Annotated in this window: 10 protein-coding genes and 1 tRNA gene; 5 read left to right on the top strand and 6 right to left on the bottom strand. The window is 66.4% G+C overall.

From position 1 onward, the window contains the following. Positions 1–3 precede the first annotated feature (3 nt). Positions 4–1,293: an ABC transporter substrate-binding protein gene (locus DFR72_RS07770; protein WP_245982633.1), complete on the bottom strand. Its 1,290-nt coding sequence runs from the start codon at positions 1,291–1,293 to the stop codon at positions 4–6. 644 nt (positions 1,294–1,937) lie between these two features. Between DFR72_RS07770 and DFR72_RS07760 the strand changes: the two genes are divergently transcribed. Further along, positions 1,938–4,049 (top strand): tetratricopeptide repeat protein, encoded by a 2,112-nt coding sequence (locus DFR72_RS07760; RefSeq protein ID WP_170176169.1) that lies wholly within the window; start codon positions 1,938–1,940, stop codon positions 4,047–4,049. On the opposite strand, the gene DFR72_RS07755 is transcribed toward DFR72_RS07760, so the two are convergent. Then, a complete protein-coding gene (locus DFR72_RS07755) occupies positions 4,026–4,265 on the bottom strand; it encodes a hypothetical protein (protein ID WP_143086746.1) in 240 nt (79 codons plus the stop codon). The genes DFR72_RS07760 and DFR72_RS07755 overlap by 24 nt on opposite strands. After that, positions 4,265–5,452 carry a hypothetical protein gene (locus DFR72_RS07750; RefSeq protein WP_090066651.1) on the bottom strand — a complete coding sequence of 396 codons (1,188 nt, stop codon included), beginning with the start codon at positions 5,450–5,452 and terminating at the stop codon, positions 4,265–4,267. The genes DFR72_RS07755 and DFR72_RS07750 overlap by 1 nt, the downstream gene beginning before the upstream one ends. A 210-nt stretch (positions 5,453–5,662) precedes the next feature. Between DFR72_RS07750 and DFR72_RS07745 the strand changes: the two genes are divergently transcribed. Together DFR72_RS07745 and DFR72_RS45385 are read left to right on the top strand one after the other, a co-directional pair. Beyond that, entirely contained in the window at positions 5,663–8,644 is a 2,982-nt protein-coding gene (locus DFR72_RS07745) for an AfsR/SARP family transcriptional regulator (RefSeq protein ID WP_170176168.1), read from the top strand. A 66-nt stretch (positions 8,645–8,710) separates the two neighbouring features. Continuing rightward, complete coding sequence (locus tag DFR72_RS45385) at positions 8,711–8,878, top strand: hypothetical protein (protein WP_170176167.1); 168 nt, start codon at positions 8,711–8,713, stop codon at positions 8,876–8,878. 390 nt (positions 8,879–9,268) lie between these two features. On the opposite strand, the gene DFR72_RS07740 is transcribed toward DFR72_RS45385, so the two are convergent. Both DFR72_RS07740 and DFR72_RS07735 read right to left on the bottom strand, forming a co-directional pair. Next, the gene (locus DFR72_RS07740; RefSeq protein WP_090066649.1) at positions 9,269–10,060 is read right to left on the bottom strand and encodes a hypothetical protein; all 792 of its coding nucleotides are present in this window, start codon (positions 10,058–10,060) and stop codon (positions 9,269–9,271) included. Between the two features lie 355 nt (positions 10,061–10,415). Then, positions 10,416–10,487, bottom strand: a tRNA-Arg gene (locus DFR72_RS07735). Between the two features lie 150 nt (positions 10,488–10,637). On the opposite strand from DFR72_RS07735, the gene DFR72_RS07730 reads away from it, so the two are divergent. After that, positions 10,638–11,546: a cation diffusion facilitator family transporter gene (locus tag DFR72_RS07730; protein WP_090066787.1), complete on the top strand. Its 909-nt coding sequence runs from the start codon at positions 10,638–10,640 to the stop codon at positions 11,544–11,546. 261 nt (positions 11,547–11,807) lie between these two features. Here DFR72_RS07730 and DFR72_RS07725 read toward each other — a convergent pair whose 3' ends face one another. Beyond that, complete coding sequence (locus tag DFR72_RS07725) at positions 11,808–16,043, bottom strand: GH92 family glycosyl hydrolase (protein ID WP_090066648.1); 4,236 nt, start codon at positions 16,041–16,043, stop codon at positions 11,808–11,810. 151 nt (positions 16,044–16,194) lie between these two features. Here DFR72_RS07725 and DFR72_RS07720 point away from each other — a divergent pair, with 151 nt between their 5' ends. Further along, entirely contained in the window at positions 16,195–17,364 is a 1,170-nt protein-coding gene (locus DFR72_RS07720; RefSeq protein WP_245982630.1) for an ROK family transcriptional regulator, read from the top strand. Positions 17,365–17,571: the final 207 nt, after the last annotated feature.

Below are 17,571 nucleotides of genomic sequence, written 5' to 3'. Positions count from 1 at the left end.
CCGTCACTTTGCGATCTTCTTCGCCTCCGCGACCGCGGTGTTCCACGCCTCGTCCGGGCGCTTGCCCTGTTCGACGGACTGCAGGGCCGGGCCGAACACGTTGTCCTGGATCTGCCCGTCGGCGGGACCCTTGTACTGAGCCGCCGCCTTGACCTTCTGCACCTGCGCGGCGAACAGCGCGCCCGCCTTCACGTTGTCGAAGTAGGTGTTGACGTCCTCCAGCAGCGCCCTGTTCTCCAGGGCGTCGATCTGGCTGGGGAAGGTCCCCTTCGCCTGGAACGCCTTGACCTGCTGCTCGGGAGCGGTCAGCCAGGCCGCCAGTGCCGCGGCCTCGGCCGCGTTCCTGCTCTGCTTCGGCACCGTCAGGTACGAGCCGCCCCAGTTGCCACCGCCGTTGGGGAACGCGTCGGTGACGGCCCACTTGCCGGCGTTCTCCGGCCCCGCCTGGGTCTCGATGACCCCGAGCATCCACGAAGGACAGGTCGTGGTGGCGAACCTGCCGAGCTTGAAGCCGGTGTTCCACTCGTTGCTGAACGCGGTCAGCTTCGCCGACTGTCCTTTCGCGACGGCACCCGTGACGGCGGTCCAGTCCTTCCTGATGTCCGGGTTGGACTCGACGACCAGCTTGTCGGCCTTGTCGAAGTAACCGACGTCGTGCTGGTTGTGCATGGCGTGGAAGACCTGCGCAGCGCTGTCGAACCAGGCGACGCCGGGAACCTTGGCGACGAACTTGTCGCCGGCAGCGAAGTAGCTGTCCCAGGTGGCGAAGAGCCGCTTGACGTCGTCGGGGTCGGAGGGCAGCCCGGCCTCCGCGAAGAGGTCCTTGCGGTAGCACATGGCCAACGGACCGATGTCCGTGCCGTAGCCGATCAACCTGCGGTCCTTGGTGGTCGCGGCGTCGGCCTTCCACTTCAGCCAGCGGTCCGGCGTCACGTCCTTCGGACCGATCTCCAGCAGGTCGTTGAAGTGGTCGGACTTGGCCATGACCTGACTCAGATAGCCCTCTTCGACCGCCTCGACGTCGGCGAGCCCCGCCCCCGCGCCCAGCTTCGTGAAGAGGTTCTGGTGGTGCGGAGCGCCCTGGCCCGTCTTGCGATGAGTGATCTTGACGTCCGGGTGCGCGGCCTCGTACGCCTTGAACAGCTCCTCGTAACCGAACTCGTTGAACGTGGCAACGGTCAGCTCGATCTTGCCGTCAGCGCCCCGGCTGGCCGCACCACCCGCACCACAGGAAGTGATGGCGACGGACACGAGGGCACAGATCGCCACGTTGATCCAGCGGCTCGGACGCACGTGAAACTCCTCTGACGGCGATGACACTTGGGAGCGCTCCCAGATTTGGGAGTCTGAAGTCGTCAGGTGGAGGTGTCAAGCCGCTTCGGCCAAGACCGGTCCTACGGGCCTGAACGGTTGCGGGGTATAAGAAATCGCTATCCCGGGACGTGGTCCGCACACAGTCTTGGAGCGGTTGCTTTGAGTAACTGGTTGAGCGTCATCGTGCCCAAATCTCCGGGAGCGTTCCCAGGCGGACGTGTCAGTGCGGGTTGAAAACTCCTTGCGGTCGCATCTTTACAGCTGTTAGCTGACCGATTCGGTCACCGAGGTAGGCAAACAGTCGTTAGCTGACTTTGGAGGACATTGACCGCGGCCATCGCGTCGTACGACGGAAACAACGACCGCAACAACGACGGCACCCTGATCGTGGACCAGTGGGCCCAAGGCCTGGAACACCAACTCGCCCGAACTGATGGCTTCCCTGTCACGAAGACGGCAGCTACACCGACCACGCCTTCCAAGCCGGAGCAACGCACAGGCACCGGGGACTGAGCGGGAGCTTGACGTCGTGTTGGTCGTCACGGGTGGTTTTCGCGAGCTTTGAGCACAAACGCCGTACGGTCGTCATGTTGCGCAAGTGCAAGTGCACAGTTGGGGGTGCCATGGGCGCGGGCGTTCACAACGAGATGTCGGGTTCGTTCCGTGGCGGTGTGGTGCAGGCAGGGGCCGTCCACGGCGACATCCACCTCCACGCGGACTCCGCACCGCCCATCCCGCGGCAGTTGCTCCCGGCGCCTGCGCATTTCACCGATCGCGCGTCGGACCTGGCCGAGCTCGACGCGATGCTCGTACCGGGCGAACGGATGCTCGCCGTGCTGACGGGGCCGGGCGGCATCGGCAAGACCGCACTCGCGCTCCAGTGGGCCCACCGGGGGCGCGACCGCTTCCCCGACGGGCAGATCTACGTGGACCTCGGTGGGTTCAGCGGCGAAACTCCGATGAGTTCGGAAGAAGCGCTGGGGCTCTTCCTGCGCAGTCTCGGTGTGGCGCCGCAGCGCGTTCCCGCTGACCTCGCCGAACAGGCAGCGCTGTACCGCACGCTCACGGCCGGCAAGTCGCTTCTGGTGCTGCTCGACAACGCCCGCGCAGCTCTGCAAGTTCGCCCCTTGCTGCCGAACTCCTCTTCCAGCGCGGTGGTCGTGACGAGCCGTACTCGCCTGACCGACCTGGTCGTCGACGGTGGCAGGCTGCTGGACATCCGCCCGCTGGCGGCGTCATCGGCGGTGACGTTGCTGGCCAGGACGCTGGGTGGCAGCCGGATCGCGGATGAACAGGATCGTGCGGAGGCTCTCGTCGACCTCTGCGGCGGTTTGCCGATCGCGGTGCGGGTGGCTGCGGCACGCCTCGCCGCACGACCGAAGTGGTCGGTAGGACGCGTGGTCTCCGAGCTGGCCGACGAGCAGTTGCGCCTGGCGATGTTGTCCCCGTCGAACGAGCTCTCGGTCCAGACGACGTTCGACCTGTCCTACCGCGCGTTGGATGAGCGAACCGCCGTCGTGTACCGCCGGTTGGCGTTGCACCCCGGCCAGACGTTCGGACCGGCGGTTGCGGCGTCGTTGCTCGGCCGGGGGCTCCCCGAGGCCTGTCGCCTCGTCGAGGAACTGGTCGACAGCAGCCTGCTCGAAGAGGTCGCGGAGGACCGCTACCGGTTCCACGACCTGTTGAAGCTCCACGCCAGGCAGCAAGCCGGCAAGCTGGATGACCAGGAGGACAGGGACACCGCCCTGCGGCACGTGCTCGAGTGGTACCTGGCTGGTGCGATGGTCGCCGACAGGATCGTCACGCCTCACCGCCGAAGACTCGACTACGCCTTCCGCACCGATCCGGCCGAGCTGCCGCGGTTCGCTGATCGCGACGAAGCTCTTGCGTGGCTGGAACTGGAGCGGGCCAACCTCATGACCGCGGGGCACGTGAGCCTGGCGAAAGGCTGGCCGGACCTCGCCTGGCACCTCTCGGACGTGCTGTGGCCGTTGTTGTTGCACCGCAAGCACTACCGCGACAGGATCGACATCGACCTGCGAGGTGTCGAGGCCGCCCGCCGGTGGGGGAACGCGTTCGCTGAGGCGGACATGCTCAAGCGGCTGGGTCGCGTCTGCACGACGCTCGGCCGGTACCGCGAAGCCGAGGAGCACCTGCGCGGATCTGCGGCGGTCGCGGCGACCATCGACGACCAGCGGGGTGTCGCCGACGCGCGCGAGGGACTGGCGCTGCTCTACGCGGACACCGATCGGGTGGCCGAAGCGGCCGCGGAGTTCGCCGAACTGGTGGGGATCAACCGTGCGTTGGGCTCGGACCGGAGCCTTGCCTTGAGTCTGATCCACCTCGGCACGGCGCTGAGCCGGATCGGCCGGTGCTCTGAGGCACTGACGCACCTGTCCGAATCCGCGGCGATCTTCGACCGGCTGCCGGAGCCGGATCCGTACAACAGCGCGCGAGTGCTGGTGGCGCAGGCGTGGGTGCACTGCCGTGCGCAGGACTTCGGCCGTGCGAGCGAGGTGGCCGAAGAGGCGCTGGGCTTGATGCGCGCCGTCGGTTCGGTCGACGGGCTCGCTCACTCGCACGAGGTGATCGCGGAAGTCGCACGACATCGTGGCGACACCGCCGGCGCGGTGGACCACCTGCGGCAGGCGGCCCACCTCCTCACCTCCCTGGGATCGTCCAGGGCTGGAGCAGTGTCTGATCGTCTGCGTTCACTGGTTGACGACGACTCGTAGGCGCCCGCATGGATCTTCCGTCCCGGCGGCGCGGTGCTGCGCGCACCACACCGGCAGACCGTTGCGGCCGAGCAGGCGCAGGTCGAGGCCGGTGGTGAACCACGTGCAGAGCGAGATCGTCACGGACCCGACGAGCTGGTCCCACGTGAGGCAGTCCTCGAGTGGTTCGTCGGCGGAAAGGTCCAGGGTCCGGCCGTCCTCAGCGACCGCTGTCATCATCGGCACTCCTCGGTGATCGTCACCGGTGACGGCGCGCGGTGTCTGCCCGGCATCGGAACACCCAGCAGCCGGTACATGGCCTCCTTGATCAGGCCGGCCGAGTGACCTGGACGTGACGTCAGGCTCTCGACCACCCTGCCCCGCAACGGTTCTGATCGTCTTCGGGCCTCCTCGAACTGGCTGTGCAGCGACGACTCGTCGCGGTAGATCACCGCGTTGTGCCGCAGGAGGTCCTGCGGTGATCCACTCGCCGTCACCGCTTGAAGTCCTGGATCCACCAGGAGCACCGGCGTTCCGATCGCCGAGGCGTAGACGGCCACCGAACCGTGGTCACCGATGACGAGGTCGGCGGCCACGACGACAGCACGCCAGTCGACGTGCGGACCGATCATGACGAGCCCGGCGTCCACGCAGTCGGCGAGCCAGGACCGGACCTGACGTGGCGCGTGGCCGAACCACACCGCCGGATGCATCAGCGCGGCAACGCGGTGGCGGCCCGGCAGTTCCTCCAGCAACCGCGGGAAGAGGTCGGCGAACTGCCCGAACAGGGACTGCCCGCCCCAGGTGGAGCTCGCCACGACGAGTTCCTGCTCCGGCCGGATTCCCAGGTCCATCCGGTAGCGGTCGCGGTGCGGCAGGCTCGCGATCATCCGGTCGTAGCCGGGATCGCCTGCGACGACGGCGACGTCGACGGCCGGTGGGCACTGGTCGCGAAGCACCTCGAGCTGGTGCTCGTGTGACAACACGATGGCATCGGGAAGAACCCGGCCGTTGTGCATCAGCCGTTGAGCGTCCAGACCGTAGACGGCGGGTGTACCCGCGTGCGACTTGCCGAACCCGGCGCCGTGCGGCACGACGAGCAGCGGCGCGTGCAAGTGCTGAAGCCCTCCGTATCCCGCGGTGACCGCGAGGTCGAACCGTTCCCGGATCACCTGTTCCCACGGCAGGACGAGGCCTCCGGTGCTGCGGAGGAAGTCATCCACACCGTTGCTGAACACATCCGGCGCCTGGGTGAAGGCCACCTGCACCCTGGAGTCCCGTTCCACCATCTCGATCAGTTCCAGCAGTCTTTGGCCACTGGTGACCGTGTGCACGACGACCAGAACGTTCAGCAGATCGCGCCGCGTCACCCACTGGGGTGCGTCCAGTCCGACAGGCACCTGCAACCACTCAGCACGTGTCATAAAACTCCCCCTTGGTCAGCGGTCATCCCCGTTGACACCAAGCATGCGGATCGCGCTTGCCAGTCGACTTGCCACGGACTTGCCCCCCGTCTGCCCGGTCCGGGCATCACCGATTTGGAGCAATTGAGGGAATAGAGACGCGGAAAATCCGTCGTAAGGGCACACTGGAAACCCTGACGAGTGGAGAGACCAGCAAAGGGTGAGGCGCTGGTGGAATTCAAGATCCTCGGAAAGACGTCCTTGCTGGCTGGTGACGACAGCGTCTACCTCGGCACGGCCAAACAACGCGGCGTGCTGGCTTTGCTCCTCCACGACGTCGGACGCCCGGTGCCGATCGATCTGATCATCAGCGAACTGTGGCGCGGGGAGACGCTGGAATCCTCAAAGAGACGGTTTCACCCCATCATAAGCAGGCTCCGCAAGGTTCTCTCCGAGTCCGGCTCAGGGGGCGTGCTGCGCAAGGAAGGTGCTGCCTACCGGCTGGAACTCGATCCCTTGCTGGTAGACCTCCACCGCTTCCGGCATTTGGTGACAAAAGCTAGACAGGTTTCCGCGAATGGTGACCACTTCATGGCCAAAACACTGGCTGAAGAAGCGCTGGCCTTGTGGCAGGGGAAGCCTCTCGACGATCTCGGCGGAATCTGGGCGGATCACTGTCGTGCACAGATGGAGCAATTCGACCGCCTCCCCGCCTACTACCTGTTGTTCGACAGCCAGTTGCAGCTGGGCGAATACAGCGAGGTAATGAGCGCCGTCGGCCGTTTGGTCGATGAACACGACACCGAGGAGATGTTCGCTCGTCACTACATGCGATCGCTCGACGGTATGGGCAAGTACTCGAGGGCTTTGGAGTTCTACACCGAGTTCTGCGCTCGGCTGGAATACATGATCGGCGCCGAACCAGGCCCGGAAATGCGCGCGCTCTACCAGGCCGTTCTCCAGAAACAAGCGGGCACCGCGATCGTCAGCAAGATCGAACCGGAACCCCCGCAGCAGTTGGAGAGGGACATCCACAACTTCGTCGGCCGCAAGGAACTCCTCGTCCGGCTGGACGCGCTTCTCACCACGGCGCAGGGGCAGGTCGTCGCACTGCACGGCATGCCGGCCGCGGGCAAGACGAGCCTCGCGACCCGGTGGGCGCATCAGCGGAAGTCCCGCTTTCCGGATGGCCAGCTGTTCGTCAACCTGTGCGGCCACGGTCCGACGGCACCGATGGCGCCGGACGACGCGATCGCCATCCTGCTGGCCTCGCTGGGGGTCCCGGTCGACAGGCTGACCGTCGACGAACGACGAGTGCGATTGCGGAGGTCGTTGAGCGGCAAGCGAATTCTCTTGATCCTCGACAACGCCCGTGACGGCGGCCAGGTGCGTCCGATCCTCACCGCGACTGCGGACTGCTGCTGCCTGGTCACCAGCCGCACCGAGCTCAAGGGACTCACCATCCGCGATGGTGTGCGGACGCTCGAAGTCCCGCCGCTGAGGCCGGACGAGTCCACCGGTCTGCTGCTGGCCGAACTCGATGGAAAGGGTCGGTCAGGCGAGGACGAAGGACTGGCAGCGCTGGTCGGGCTGGCCGAGGGCCTTCCGCTCTGTCTGCGGATCATCGCTCAGCACGCAGTCGACCGGCCCTACACCTCGCTGCTCGACCTGGCGCACGAGCTGCGACAGCGCGAGGGCCTGGGCCTGCTGGACTCCGCGGACAGCGACGACGAGTACACGACGTTGTCCACCGCGTTCTCCTGGTCCTACCGGGCGTTGCCCGCCGCGGTCGCGCTGAGCTTCCGCCGCCTCGGTCTGCATCCAGGGCCTCAGTTCGACATCTCAGCCGCGTGCGCCGTCCTGGGGGAGGACGAGCCCGTGGTGGTCGAGCACCTGCGGATGCTGGTGAAAGCCAACTTGGTCCGGCAGATCTCAGCCGCCAGGTACCGGCTGCACGACCTCCTCTACGGCTACGCGGTCGATCTGGTTCGCCACGAGGAAGTTCCTGAGCAACGAGAATTGGTGCTTCGCCGGCTCTTCGATTGGTATCTGGCGTCAACGTGGAACGCCGCACAGCGCGTGACGCCCGAACGGACTCGAGTTCCCATGCTGGATGGAATTTCCTGGCAAGGCGCGGCGGAGTTCGAGACTGCCCGTGCCGCCCTTGATTGGTTTGCTCGGGAGCAGACCAATTTGGCGGCTGCTGTGTCACATGCGACCCGGCACGGACTTCATGATCACGCGTGGCAGATGGCCGCGAACATGAATGAGGCCTTTGATCGATTCGGGTTTTATACGGACCTGAGGCTGAGTCATGAGATCGCGTTGTCCTCGGCGCGTGAGGTGGGCCACAAAGAGGGTGAGTGCGGCACGCTCAACAACCTCGGTGTCGTGCTGTACCGGCTCGGCCGGTACGACGAAGCCCGGGAGGCGCTTTCCGCCGCCGCGGCGCTCGCCGACGAGCTGGGGCACCGTGAGTTGCGTGCTGTGAGCAGGTACAACCTGGCGACCGTGCACTTCAAGATCGGCCAGTCACGAATCGCAATAGTGATTTATGAGAAAGTGCTCGACCTGCTCAGGGGAACGGGCGCCCGGAGCCTTGAGGCGTGCGCCTTGGACCAACTCGCCAACGTGCACCACAAAATGGAGCTCGACGACGTCGCACTTGATTACCACGAGCAAGCACTGGTCATTCGCGAAGAAGTGGGCGATGTTCGTGGACAAGGTACGACCTTCACTGAACTGGCCAAAATACATCACGAACACGGGGAAAGTGACAAAGCGCTGAAGTGTGGTGAGCGGGCGCTCGAAGCTCATCTGCGCAGTGGCGACAAGGCGGGCATGGGTGAAGCGTTTCTGGTGATGTCCGAGACGCTCTACGATCTCGGTTCTTTCGTGCAGTCGGCTGATGCGGCGGAAAAAGCGACCCGTCTTTGCCGGCACCCCAATGCGCAAGCTCGCGCGTTCCACGTGCTCGGCCACGTCCGTGCGGTTTCCGACGACCTCGTCTCGGCGGAGGGTTGCTGGAGCCAGGCGGTCGAACTGCTGCTCAGCGCCCCGGACCACGGTGATGACCACTTGCTGGCGCACCTCCGGGGACATGGCGAGGCGCGGCGGTCCATTCCAGATCCCCGGGCCGAAGATGCGATTACACTGCGTGAGTCCGATTTGCCTGTGAGCAATCGACCTGATGGTGGTAGCTCGGTCGAATGACGGAGCCGCCGGTGGTGCCACACGGTGACGTGCATAGGTGCAGGTCCTTGGGTTAAGCTCAACCCAATGGAATGGGCGAACTCCAAGGTGTTAGCGTTCCGGCTCGTGAAGCAACTCACTGTGGCCCTCGCGCTTGTTATGGCCCTGATCCCGGCCTTGGTGCCGTTGCTGCCCGACTGGGGCGGCGTCATCTACGGTTCGCCTGCTGTCAGCTTGCAGACATTTCAAGCTTGAGGCTCGCCTGCGGTCGAGCGAGCAGGGCAGAGGCGCTCGGCTGGCGCTCGTCGCGCCATCACGAAAGAACTCACTTGTTCTTTTGAAAGTAGACAGATTCGGGCCGAAAGGCCTGATCAGTTGCTGGGCGGCCGCCTGCGGTGGCCGCCCAGCACTGTACCGGGACGCGCAAGGCGCGCCGATCTGCGCCTTGCGCGTGTTCGGGAAGCCTGTGCGTGCCCGGTCTGGGTGTCACCGCTCGTTGCCCCCCGCTGAGTACGGCAGGGCAGCGTTCGACGCCGTTGGCCCGTTGGGCTGGGGTGGAGCCTGGCTCGCTTCAGGCCGGAGAGGGCTCGGCGCTTTCGTAGTGGCCCGGCACGCTGGCCCAGGGCCAGTCCCGGTCGTGCGGGGCTACGCCGGGTTCTCCGCGACCGCGAGGTAGTCCGTGTAGATCTGCGGCGAGCCCGAGAACGAGGCCAGCTGCTTCCACTCCTCGTACATCTGCTTGGTGTCGCGGTGGGCGGCCGCGAACTCCGCGGCCTCGCCGGTGGCGATGTCGGGCTCGGGGTAGAAGACGTCCAGCGCGTCCAGGCTCGCGATCTCCATCATCATCACGTACTGGTCGAGGCGGTTGCCCCGCTCGCCCTTGAGCACGTGGAACCGCCAGTCCGGGTAGTCGTCGATCCGGTGGTGGTTCTCGGCGATGAAGCGGTCGAACATCTCCTCGGTCACACCGGCGCGCAACGCCAGGTTGTGGATCCCGACGACCCGGGCGACGGGCTCTTCCCCCGGACGAGCGCGGTAGCGGGGGCCGGGCGTGACCGTGCTCCGCGGATTGTCGGCCAGCAGCCGGTAGTCGGTGAACAACGTCGGCAGCTCACCGTACGTGCCCAGCCGCCGCCATCGCGCCAGCACAGGCTCCGCCTCGGGGCGCTGCGCCCAGAACAGCCGAGCCAACTCGGTCTGCTCACCCCGGGCTGTGACGTAGCGGTCGCGTTGCTCGGCGCTCTCGATCTCGTACAACATCAGGTACTGCCCGGTCCGCTCTCCGCGCAACCCGCGCAGCAGAGTCCACCGCCACCCCGGGTACAAAGGCAGGTGAACACCTTCATCACGCACGAAGGTCTCGAACTCCTCCGGCGTGACACCAGCCTCCGTGTCGATGGCGATGTACTGGAAGGTGAACACCGACGAGCGTCCCATTGCGTCCAATCCTCGGGCCGGGAAAGGGAACGCGCGTCCGACGAGCACGACTCCCCTGCACCGCATCCTGCCAGCTCCAGAGAACGGGGCCTGCGAGCTTTCCTCCGCTGGACGCGCGGCCTTCGAGGACCAGGTTCGGGAGGCTGTGTCGCACCACCCTGACCGAGGCAACGCTCTGCTCGTGGTGAGCAGGTCTGCATGGTGTCGCGGCAGGGCGACGCGCAAACGGTCCCGGCCACCTGCGGGGGTCCGGGGGCTTGCCCCCCGGCTGGGGTCTGGGGGCTCGGCCCCCAGAAAACGCCCGAAGGCGACCCGGTTCGCGCTTTCCGCGAACACGAATCGCCTTCGACTTCGGTGCCCCCGGCAGGATTCGAACCTGCGCTCCCGCCTCCGGAGGGCGGTGCTCTATCCCCTGAGCTACGGGGGCCGTAGCTATGTGGAAGATCCTAGCGCACTCGCGCGACCGTGTTTCACACCTACCCCTGCTGAACCGCTGGGCGTGGCCTCCGTCACCAAGAGCCCTGGTGAGGAATACTTCGGATTGCACTCATGCGCATGTCGCTATATGTTCCGAAGCATGGGTCACGGCCATGGACACGGATCGGCTTCGGCGAGCGGGCAGCACGTCGGCAAGCTCTGGATCGCGTTCGGCATCGGTGCGGTCTTCATGGTCGTGGAGTTCGTCGTGGGGTTCGCGACGTCCTCGCTCGCCCTGATCTCCGACGCCGCGCACATGCTCACCGACGTGCTCGGGGTCGGCATGGCCCTGGCCGCGATCATGGTCGCCAGGAGGGCCAAGGCCGGGAAGAACCGCACGTTCGGGTTCTACCGGGCTGAGGTGCTGGCCGCGCTGGCCAACGCCGTGCTGCTCTTCGGGGTGGCCGGGTACGTGATCTACGAGGCGGTCGGCCGGTTCCAGGACCCGCCCAGCGTGCCGGGATGGCCGGTGCTGATCGCGGCGACGCTGGGGCTTGCGGCCAACCTCGTCAGCTTCAGCGTCCTCAAGGAGGGCGCGAAGGACAGCATCAACGTCCGGGGCGCGTACCTCGAGGTGCTCGCTGACCTGATCGGGTCGGTCGGTGTGCTCATCTCCGCGCTGATCACGATCACCACGAGCTGGAAGTACGCGGACCCGATCATGGGTGTGCTGATCGGTGTCTGGGTGCTGCCGCGGACGTACAGCCTCGCGAAGAACGCGCTGCACATCCTGTTCCAGCACGCGCCGGAGCGGCTGGACGTGACGGAGATGCAGGCCGCCCTCACGGAGATCCCCGGTGTCGCCGAGGCGCACGACCTGCACGTTTGGACGCTCACCAGCGGTATGGAGGTGGCTTCGGCTCACCTCACGACCGCGGAGGAGGCGGACCACGAGAACGTGCTCAAGGCCGCGCAGTCGTTGCTGGCGACCAAGTACCACATCGAGCACGCGACGCTGCAGGTCGAGGGCGGCTCGTCAGCGCAGCGGTGCCGGGAGCTTTCGTGGTGAGCCGGGCAGGTCGCGGATCCCGTCCTTGGTGGACTGCGCGCCGGTTCGTGACGGAATGACCGGGAGCCTGGGTCGCGGCACCGCCACCCACACGCGGCCTCGTTCGAACGGCACCACAACAGCCTCCCCAGTCACGCGCGCGAACTGCCAAGATCTCATCGAAGTATGTCTGAAAGGGATAGATCCTTTCAGGTGAACGGGAAAGGCCGCGTTCCGTGACGGAACGCGGCCCTTCTCGTCTGCGTGAAGGTCAGTTGCGCGTTACAGCCCAGCGCACTGTCCTGCCTTCGGACCCTTCACGTCGTTCGCGAAGCCGTTGTTCGACGGCGCCGGGTCGTTGCCCGTGCAGGACAACGGTCCGCCGACCGAGGTGGCCGCCACGACTGACCTGGTCTTGTTCGACGTCAGTGACACAGGGCCACCGACCGAGGAGTTCTCCACCGCGACTTCCGAGGAAGAACCGTGGACCGTCACCGGACCGCCCACGCGAGCGCCGACCAGCACGACGGAGGCCGCGTCCGACGCCGACAGCGGGCCCTTGATCTCGCCGCCGAAGACGTAGAGCGTGGCGCCCTTCTGCACCGTCACCGGGCCGCTGATCGTGGCACCGTCCACATAGGTCACGCCCTTGACCTGCAGCGGACCGCTGACCGTGCCCGTCACCGTGGTGGTGGCGGCGGGCAGCGGCTTCGACATCAGCTCGAACTCGGCCAGCGTCACGTCGCCGGAGAACTCCAGCCGGTAGAAGTTGTACCGGCCCGGCGAGGCGATCTTGAACGACCGGGTGTACTGCTGCCACTGGAAGTTCTCACCGGAACGCTTGTCGACCGTCGACCACGTCTTGCCGTCGTAGGAGCCCTTCAGCTCCCACGCCGACGGCGACGTGCCCGTCTTGCCGTTGGTCAGCGTGTAGAACTCCGCCTTCTCCTTGGCGTCCGCGGCCTTGAAGTCGAACGAGCGGACCACCGCGGAGGTCGAGGAGTTGTTGTCGGCCAAAGCACCGACCGCAACGCCCGAAGCCACGTCCCGCAGCGGCGTCGGGACCGCGTCACCCTTGGTGATCGAGTCCGGCACGTCGTTGACGCCCGTGCCCCAGGCAGACGGCTTGGGACCCATGTCGAAGTCGATCGTGGCGCCGGCCGAGAGCAGGTCGTGCGGCAGCGACGTCTTGTTCCACGCCTTGCCGTTGACCTTCACGCCCTGCACGTAGATGTTCTTCGCGTTGTTCTTCGGCGCGTTGATGACGAGCTTCTTGCCGTTCTCCAGCTTCACGGTCGCCTTGGTGAACAGCGGCGAACCGATCGCGTAGGCCGGCTTGCCCATCTGCAGCGGGTAGAAGCCCAGCGCCGAGAAGAGGTACCAGGCCGACATCTCGCCGTTGTCCTCGTCGCCGGCGTAGCCCTGGCCCTGCTCGGAGCCCACGTACAGGCGCGACAGGATCTCGCGCACCTTCTCCTGGGTGCCGGAGGGCTTGCCCGCGTAGTTGTACATGTAGGCGATGTGGTGCGACGGCTGGTTGGAGTGGCCGTACTGGCCCATCCGCACGTCCCGCGCCTCGATCATCTCGTGGATCACGCCGCCGTAGCCGCCGGGGAACTTCGCGGTCTCCGGCAGGGTGAAGAACGAGTCGAGCTTCTGCGCCAGCTTGTCCCGCCCGCCGTACAGGTTCGCGAGACCCTGCCCGTCGTGCGGCACCGTGAACGCCATGTTCCAGCCGTTCGTCTCGGTGTAGTCGTAGCGCCAGTCCTGCGGGTTGTACTTCGCCGGGTCCTCGACGCGCCACGAGCCGTCGACGTTGCGTCCCTGGAAGAAGTCGATCCGCTTGTCGAACGTCAGCACGTAGTTCTGGGCGCGGTTGAGGAAGTACTCGTGCTCTTCCGCGTACCGCTTCTCGCCCGTCTTCTCGTGCAGCGCCTTCGCCATCGACGCGATGCCGAAGTCGTTGAGGTAGCCCTCGATCGCCCACGACCACGCCTCGTGCAGCTGGTCGTTGCCGGTCCAGCCGAGGAAGATCGACCGGTCCATGCCCTTGCGGCCGACGTTGTTGCTCGGTGGCACGACGGACGCGTTCTTCACCGCGGCGTCGTAGGCGGCCTTGATGTCGAAGTTCGAGACGCCCTTCAGGTACGCGTCCGCGAACGCCACGTCGGAGCTCGTGCCCGTCATCAGGTCCGCGTAACCGGGGGAGGACCAGCGCGAGACCCAGCCGCCGTCCTTGTACTGCTGGACGAAGCCCTCGGCCATCTCGCCCGCCTTGGACGGCGTGAAGAGGCTGTAGGCGGGCCAGGTCGTGCGGTAGGTGTCCCAGAACCCGTTGTTGACGTAGACCTTGCCGTCCACGATCTTCGCGCCGGTCTTCGTCGGCGTGGTCTCACCGACCGGCGGCGACACCGGGGACGCGTACTGGATCTTGTCGCCGACCTTCTCGAAGCCCGAGTTCGGGTAGAGGTAGAGCCGGTACATGTTGGAGTACAGCGTGATCAGCTGCTCTTCGGACGCGCCCTCGACCGAGATGATGCCGAGGATCTTGTCCCACGCGGCCTGGGCGCGGTCGCGCACGGCGTCGAACGTGTCGGACGCCGAGACCTCCTGCCCCAGGTTCGACTTCGCCTGGTCGACGGAGATCAGCGAGGTGGCGATCCGCAGCTCGACGGTCTTGTCGCCGAACGAGAAGAAACCGCCCACGTTGTCACGGCCCGCGCCGGTGAGCCTGCCGCTCGCCGTGACCGCCTTGTCGACCTTGCCGTAGACGAACAGGCGGGTCGCACCGGTCGACAGGCCGCTCTTGACGTCCGAGTAGCCCGTGACGACGCCGTTCGCCGCGTCCAGCGTGAGACCACCGAGGTTGCTGACGTTGTCGAACACCAGGTTCTTCTCGCCCGTGTCGGCGAACGTGAACCGGAAGACCGCCGCGTGGTCGGTCGGCGCGATCTCGGTCTTCATGCCGTTCTCGAAGGTCACGCCGTAGTAGTGCGCCTTCGCGACCTCGTTGTCGTGCCTGAACGGCAGCGCCCGCAGCGCGCGGTCCTGCGTCGGGGCCTTGTCCGACGGCATGACCTGGAACGTCTGGCGGTCACCCATCCACGGGCTGGGCTCGTGGGACGTGGTGAACGCCTGCAACGTCGGCAGGTTCTGCGCGTTGTTGCGCTGCTGGTACTCGTACAACCAGGAGATCGAACCCGCGTTGGTCATCGGCGACCAGAAGTTGAAGCCGTGCGGCACCGCGGTCGCCGGGAAGTTGTTGCCCCGCGAGAACGAGCCGTTCGAGTTCGTGCCCCGCGTGGTCAGCACGTAGTCGGAAGGCTTCGCGTACTGCTTGGTGACGACGTCGCCGACGCGGATGTCGTCGAACCAGGCGCCGAACTCCGTCGGGCCCTTGGGACCGTCGTAGGCGACCAGGATCCGCTTGATCGTCTTGCCGGCCGCGACGGCGCCGATCGTGGACGCCACCTTGTTCCACTGGTTGGCGTACAGGAACTTGCCCGCGCCCTGACCCTGCGGCGACAGCGTCGCGCCGTGCTGGTCGACGGCCTTGAGGTCGCTCAGGTAGGTGCCGTCGGAGAACGCGAGGTCGACCGACGAGTACGTGCTCGGGTAGTTAAGGTTGTCGGTGACGAAGTCCGGGAAGATCATGTACGACAGCTCGGTCTTGGCGTTGACCGGGACGTCGACGTCGAAGACCTTGTTGTAGCTGTACGCCCGGCCCTCGGTCGTGTGCTTGCCCTGGGCGCGGAACGCCTTCACGCCCGTCCAGCCGGCACGCCCCTTGGCGGTGTAACCACCCGTGGGGCCGGCGCCGACAACGCTGCGCATGTTCGGTGCGGGCGGAGTCGTGGAGCCGTCGGACAGCTGCCACTCGGCGAGCTGCACGATGTTCGTGGAGCCGTTGTTCAGCGTGATGTCGAGCTTGAAGTGCTTGAACGCCCGCGGCGCCGCGATGTCGTAGGTCTTGGTCTGGAAACGCTCGGCGAACGTCTCGCCGGTGCGGGTGTCGACCACGGTCCAGTCGGTGCCGTTGTCCGAGCCCTGCAGCGTCCAGTTCTTCGGGTCGCGCTCCGGCGAGTCGTTGGCCGAGGACAGCGCGTACCTCTTGATGTCCTGGGCCGCCGCGAACTCGTACGTCGCCCAGCCGGTGGTGGCGAAGACCAGCCACTTGGAGTTCACGTTGAGGTCGTTGAGGTTCACCGCGAACTCGTTCGACTCCGCGTTCTCGCCGTTGGCCTTCACCGCGATCGCCTGGTCGGCGACGTTGCCGGGGATGCCGCTCGTGCCGTCCGAGCCGATCACGCCCGCGGACTTCGGGTTGCCCGACGCGTCGGTCTCGACGGTGCTGGACCACGACGGTTGTGGTTGACCGTCCTCAAAGGACGACGTAAAACCCACTCCTGGCTCCTCTGGTGCGGCGGCCGCGTAGCCGTTGGTGACGCCACACACCAGTGTCGCAGTGATCGCAACGCTCACCAGAGTTCTGGTTCGTCTCTTCCCCAGTTGCCTCATTGCAACCCTTCCGCCGCCTAGCCTGCCCCTTTTGGTGGGGACCTTTTCGGCACGTGACATCGTTGTCAAGGGAGTGGACGGGAATTGTCGCGCAACCTGTCTTCTCCACAGTGGCGCGCGAGTCGAGTCGATCAAGATCTAGAATCGCCAGGTGAGCGACCGCAAGCCGCCAGAGGTGGGTACACCGGCGGGCATGCGCGTGCTCAACCAACGCGCTGTGCTCGACCGGCTGCGCCGTTCGGGTGCGGCCACGCGTCCCCAGATCGCCAAGGACACCGGGCTGTCCAAGCCGACGGTCGGACAGGCGCTGGCAGACCTCGAACGCCATGGCCTGGTGCGTCCCACCGGCCGCACGACGTCGGGTCCCGGCCGGTCGGCCGTCGTCTACGAGCCGAACCCCACCGCCGGGTACGTGCTGGGCGTCGACATCGGCCGCGAGCGCATCCGGGTGGCGCTGGCCGATCTGGGCGGGTCCGTGGTGGCCCGCGTGGACGAACGGAACCGCAGCCGCTCGGCCGCCGCCGTGGTGCGCACGGTGACCGGCCTGGCCGAGCGGACGGTGGCCGATGCTGGGATCGCTCTCACGGACGTCCTGGTGAAGGTGATCGGCAGCCCCGGGGTGGTCGACCAGCGGTCACGGGTCGTGCGGCACGCGCCGCAGCTGCCCGGCTGGGAGTCGAACGGTGTCCTCGACGGGCTGGAGGCGTCGCTCGGGCCGGTGATGGTCGTGGAGAACGACGCGAACCTGGCCGCCCTGGGCGAGCACGTCTACGGGGCGGCACGGGACGCGCGCGTGTTCGTGTGCGCGACGGTGGGCACCGGCGTCGGCATGGGGATCGTCGTGGACGGCACGCTGTTCCGCGGTGCGCACGGGGCGGCCGGTGAGGTCGGCTTCCTGCCGTACGGGAAGTCCGCTTCGGACGTCCGTCGTGGACAGTTCGAGGACGCCGCGTCGGCGGGATCCGTGGTGGCACTGGCGCGGGAGCGCGGACTGACGGCGCGCACGGCGCGTGAAGTGTTCGGACTCGCGCGAAAAGGTGACGTCCATGCTCTGGCGGTCGTGCGGCTGGAAGCGGAACGGCTGGCGTTCCTCGTGGCCGCCGTCACCGCGGTGATCGACCCGGAACTGGTCGTCCTGGGGGGTGGCGTCGGGTCGAACGTGGACCTGCTGCTGGAGCCGCTGGAAGCCGCGTTGCGCACGATGACACCGTTGGCGCCGCGGATCGTGGCGGGCTCGCTCGGAGACGGCGCGGTGCTCTCCGGGGCCATCGCGATGGGCCTCGAAGCCGCTCGTGAATGGGTATTTGCAGTAACTCTCTGAGAGTAGTTGAGTACCCCTCACCTGGTAGTTCACTCAATTGTCGTAACTGTTAACGGTGTTTTGTGGCTTAGCGTTACCGGCACCTCCTCCTGGAGGGTTGTGTCCTTCCGTTGCAAGGGGAGCCGGTAGGGGGATGCGGGGGACGTAGCCCCCTACCGGCCGTGCACTGGGCAGGTGCCGCGCCCGCACCACCATCAGCCTGCCCAG

It is taken from the genome of Lentzea flaviverrucosa, from assembly GCF_003350445.1.
GTDB lineage: Bacteria > Actinomycetota > Actinomycetes > Mycobacteriales > Pseudonocardiaceae > Lentzea > Lentzea californiensis.
This window is presented reverse-complemented; position numbering and strand designations above follow the sequence as displayed.

What these genes read in the sequence shown, in the direction of transcription:
- DFR72_RS07760 (WP_170176169.1), top strand. Translation starts at nt 1,938, where the DNA reads ATGGGCGCGGGCGTTCACAACGAGATGTCGGGTTCGTTCCGTGGCGGT.
- DFR72_RS07755 (WP_143086746.1), bottom strand. Translation starts at nt 4,265, where the DNA reads ATGACAGCGGTCGCTGAGGACGGCCGGACCCTGGACCTTTCCGCCGAC.
- DFR72_RS07750 (WP_090066651.1), bottom strand. Translation starts at nt 5,452, where the DNA reads ATGACACGTGCTGAGTGGTTGCAGGTGCCTGTCGGACTGGACGCACCC.
- DFR72_RS45385 (WP_170176167.1), top strand. Translation starts at nt 8,711, where the DNA reads ATGGAATGGGCGAACTCCAAGGTGTTAGCGTTCCGGCTCGTGAAGCAA.
- DFR72_RS07740 (WP_090066649.1), bottom strand. Translation starts at nt 10,060, where the DNA reads ATGGGACGCTCGTCGGTGTTCACCTTCCAGTACATCGCCATCGACACG.
- DFR72_RS07730 (WP_090066787.1), top strand. Translation starts at nt 10,638, where the DNA reads ATGGGTCACGGCCATGGACACGGATCGGCTTCGGCGAGCGGGCAGCAC.
- DFR72_RS07725 (WP_090066648.1), bottom strand. Translation starts at nt 16,043, where the DNA reads ATGAGGCAACTGGGGAAGAGACGAACCAGAACTCTGGTGAGCGTTGCG.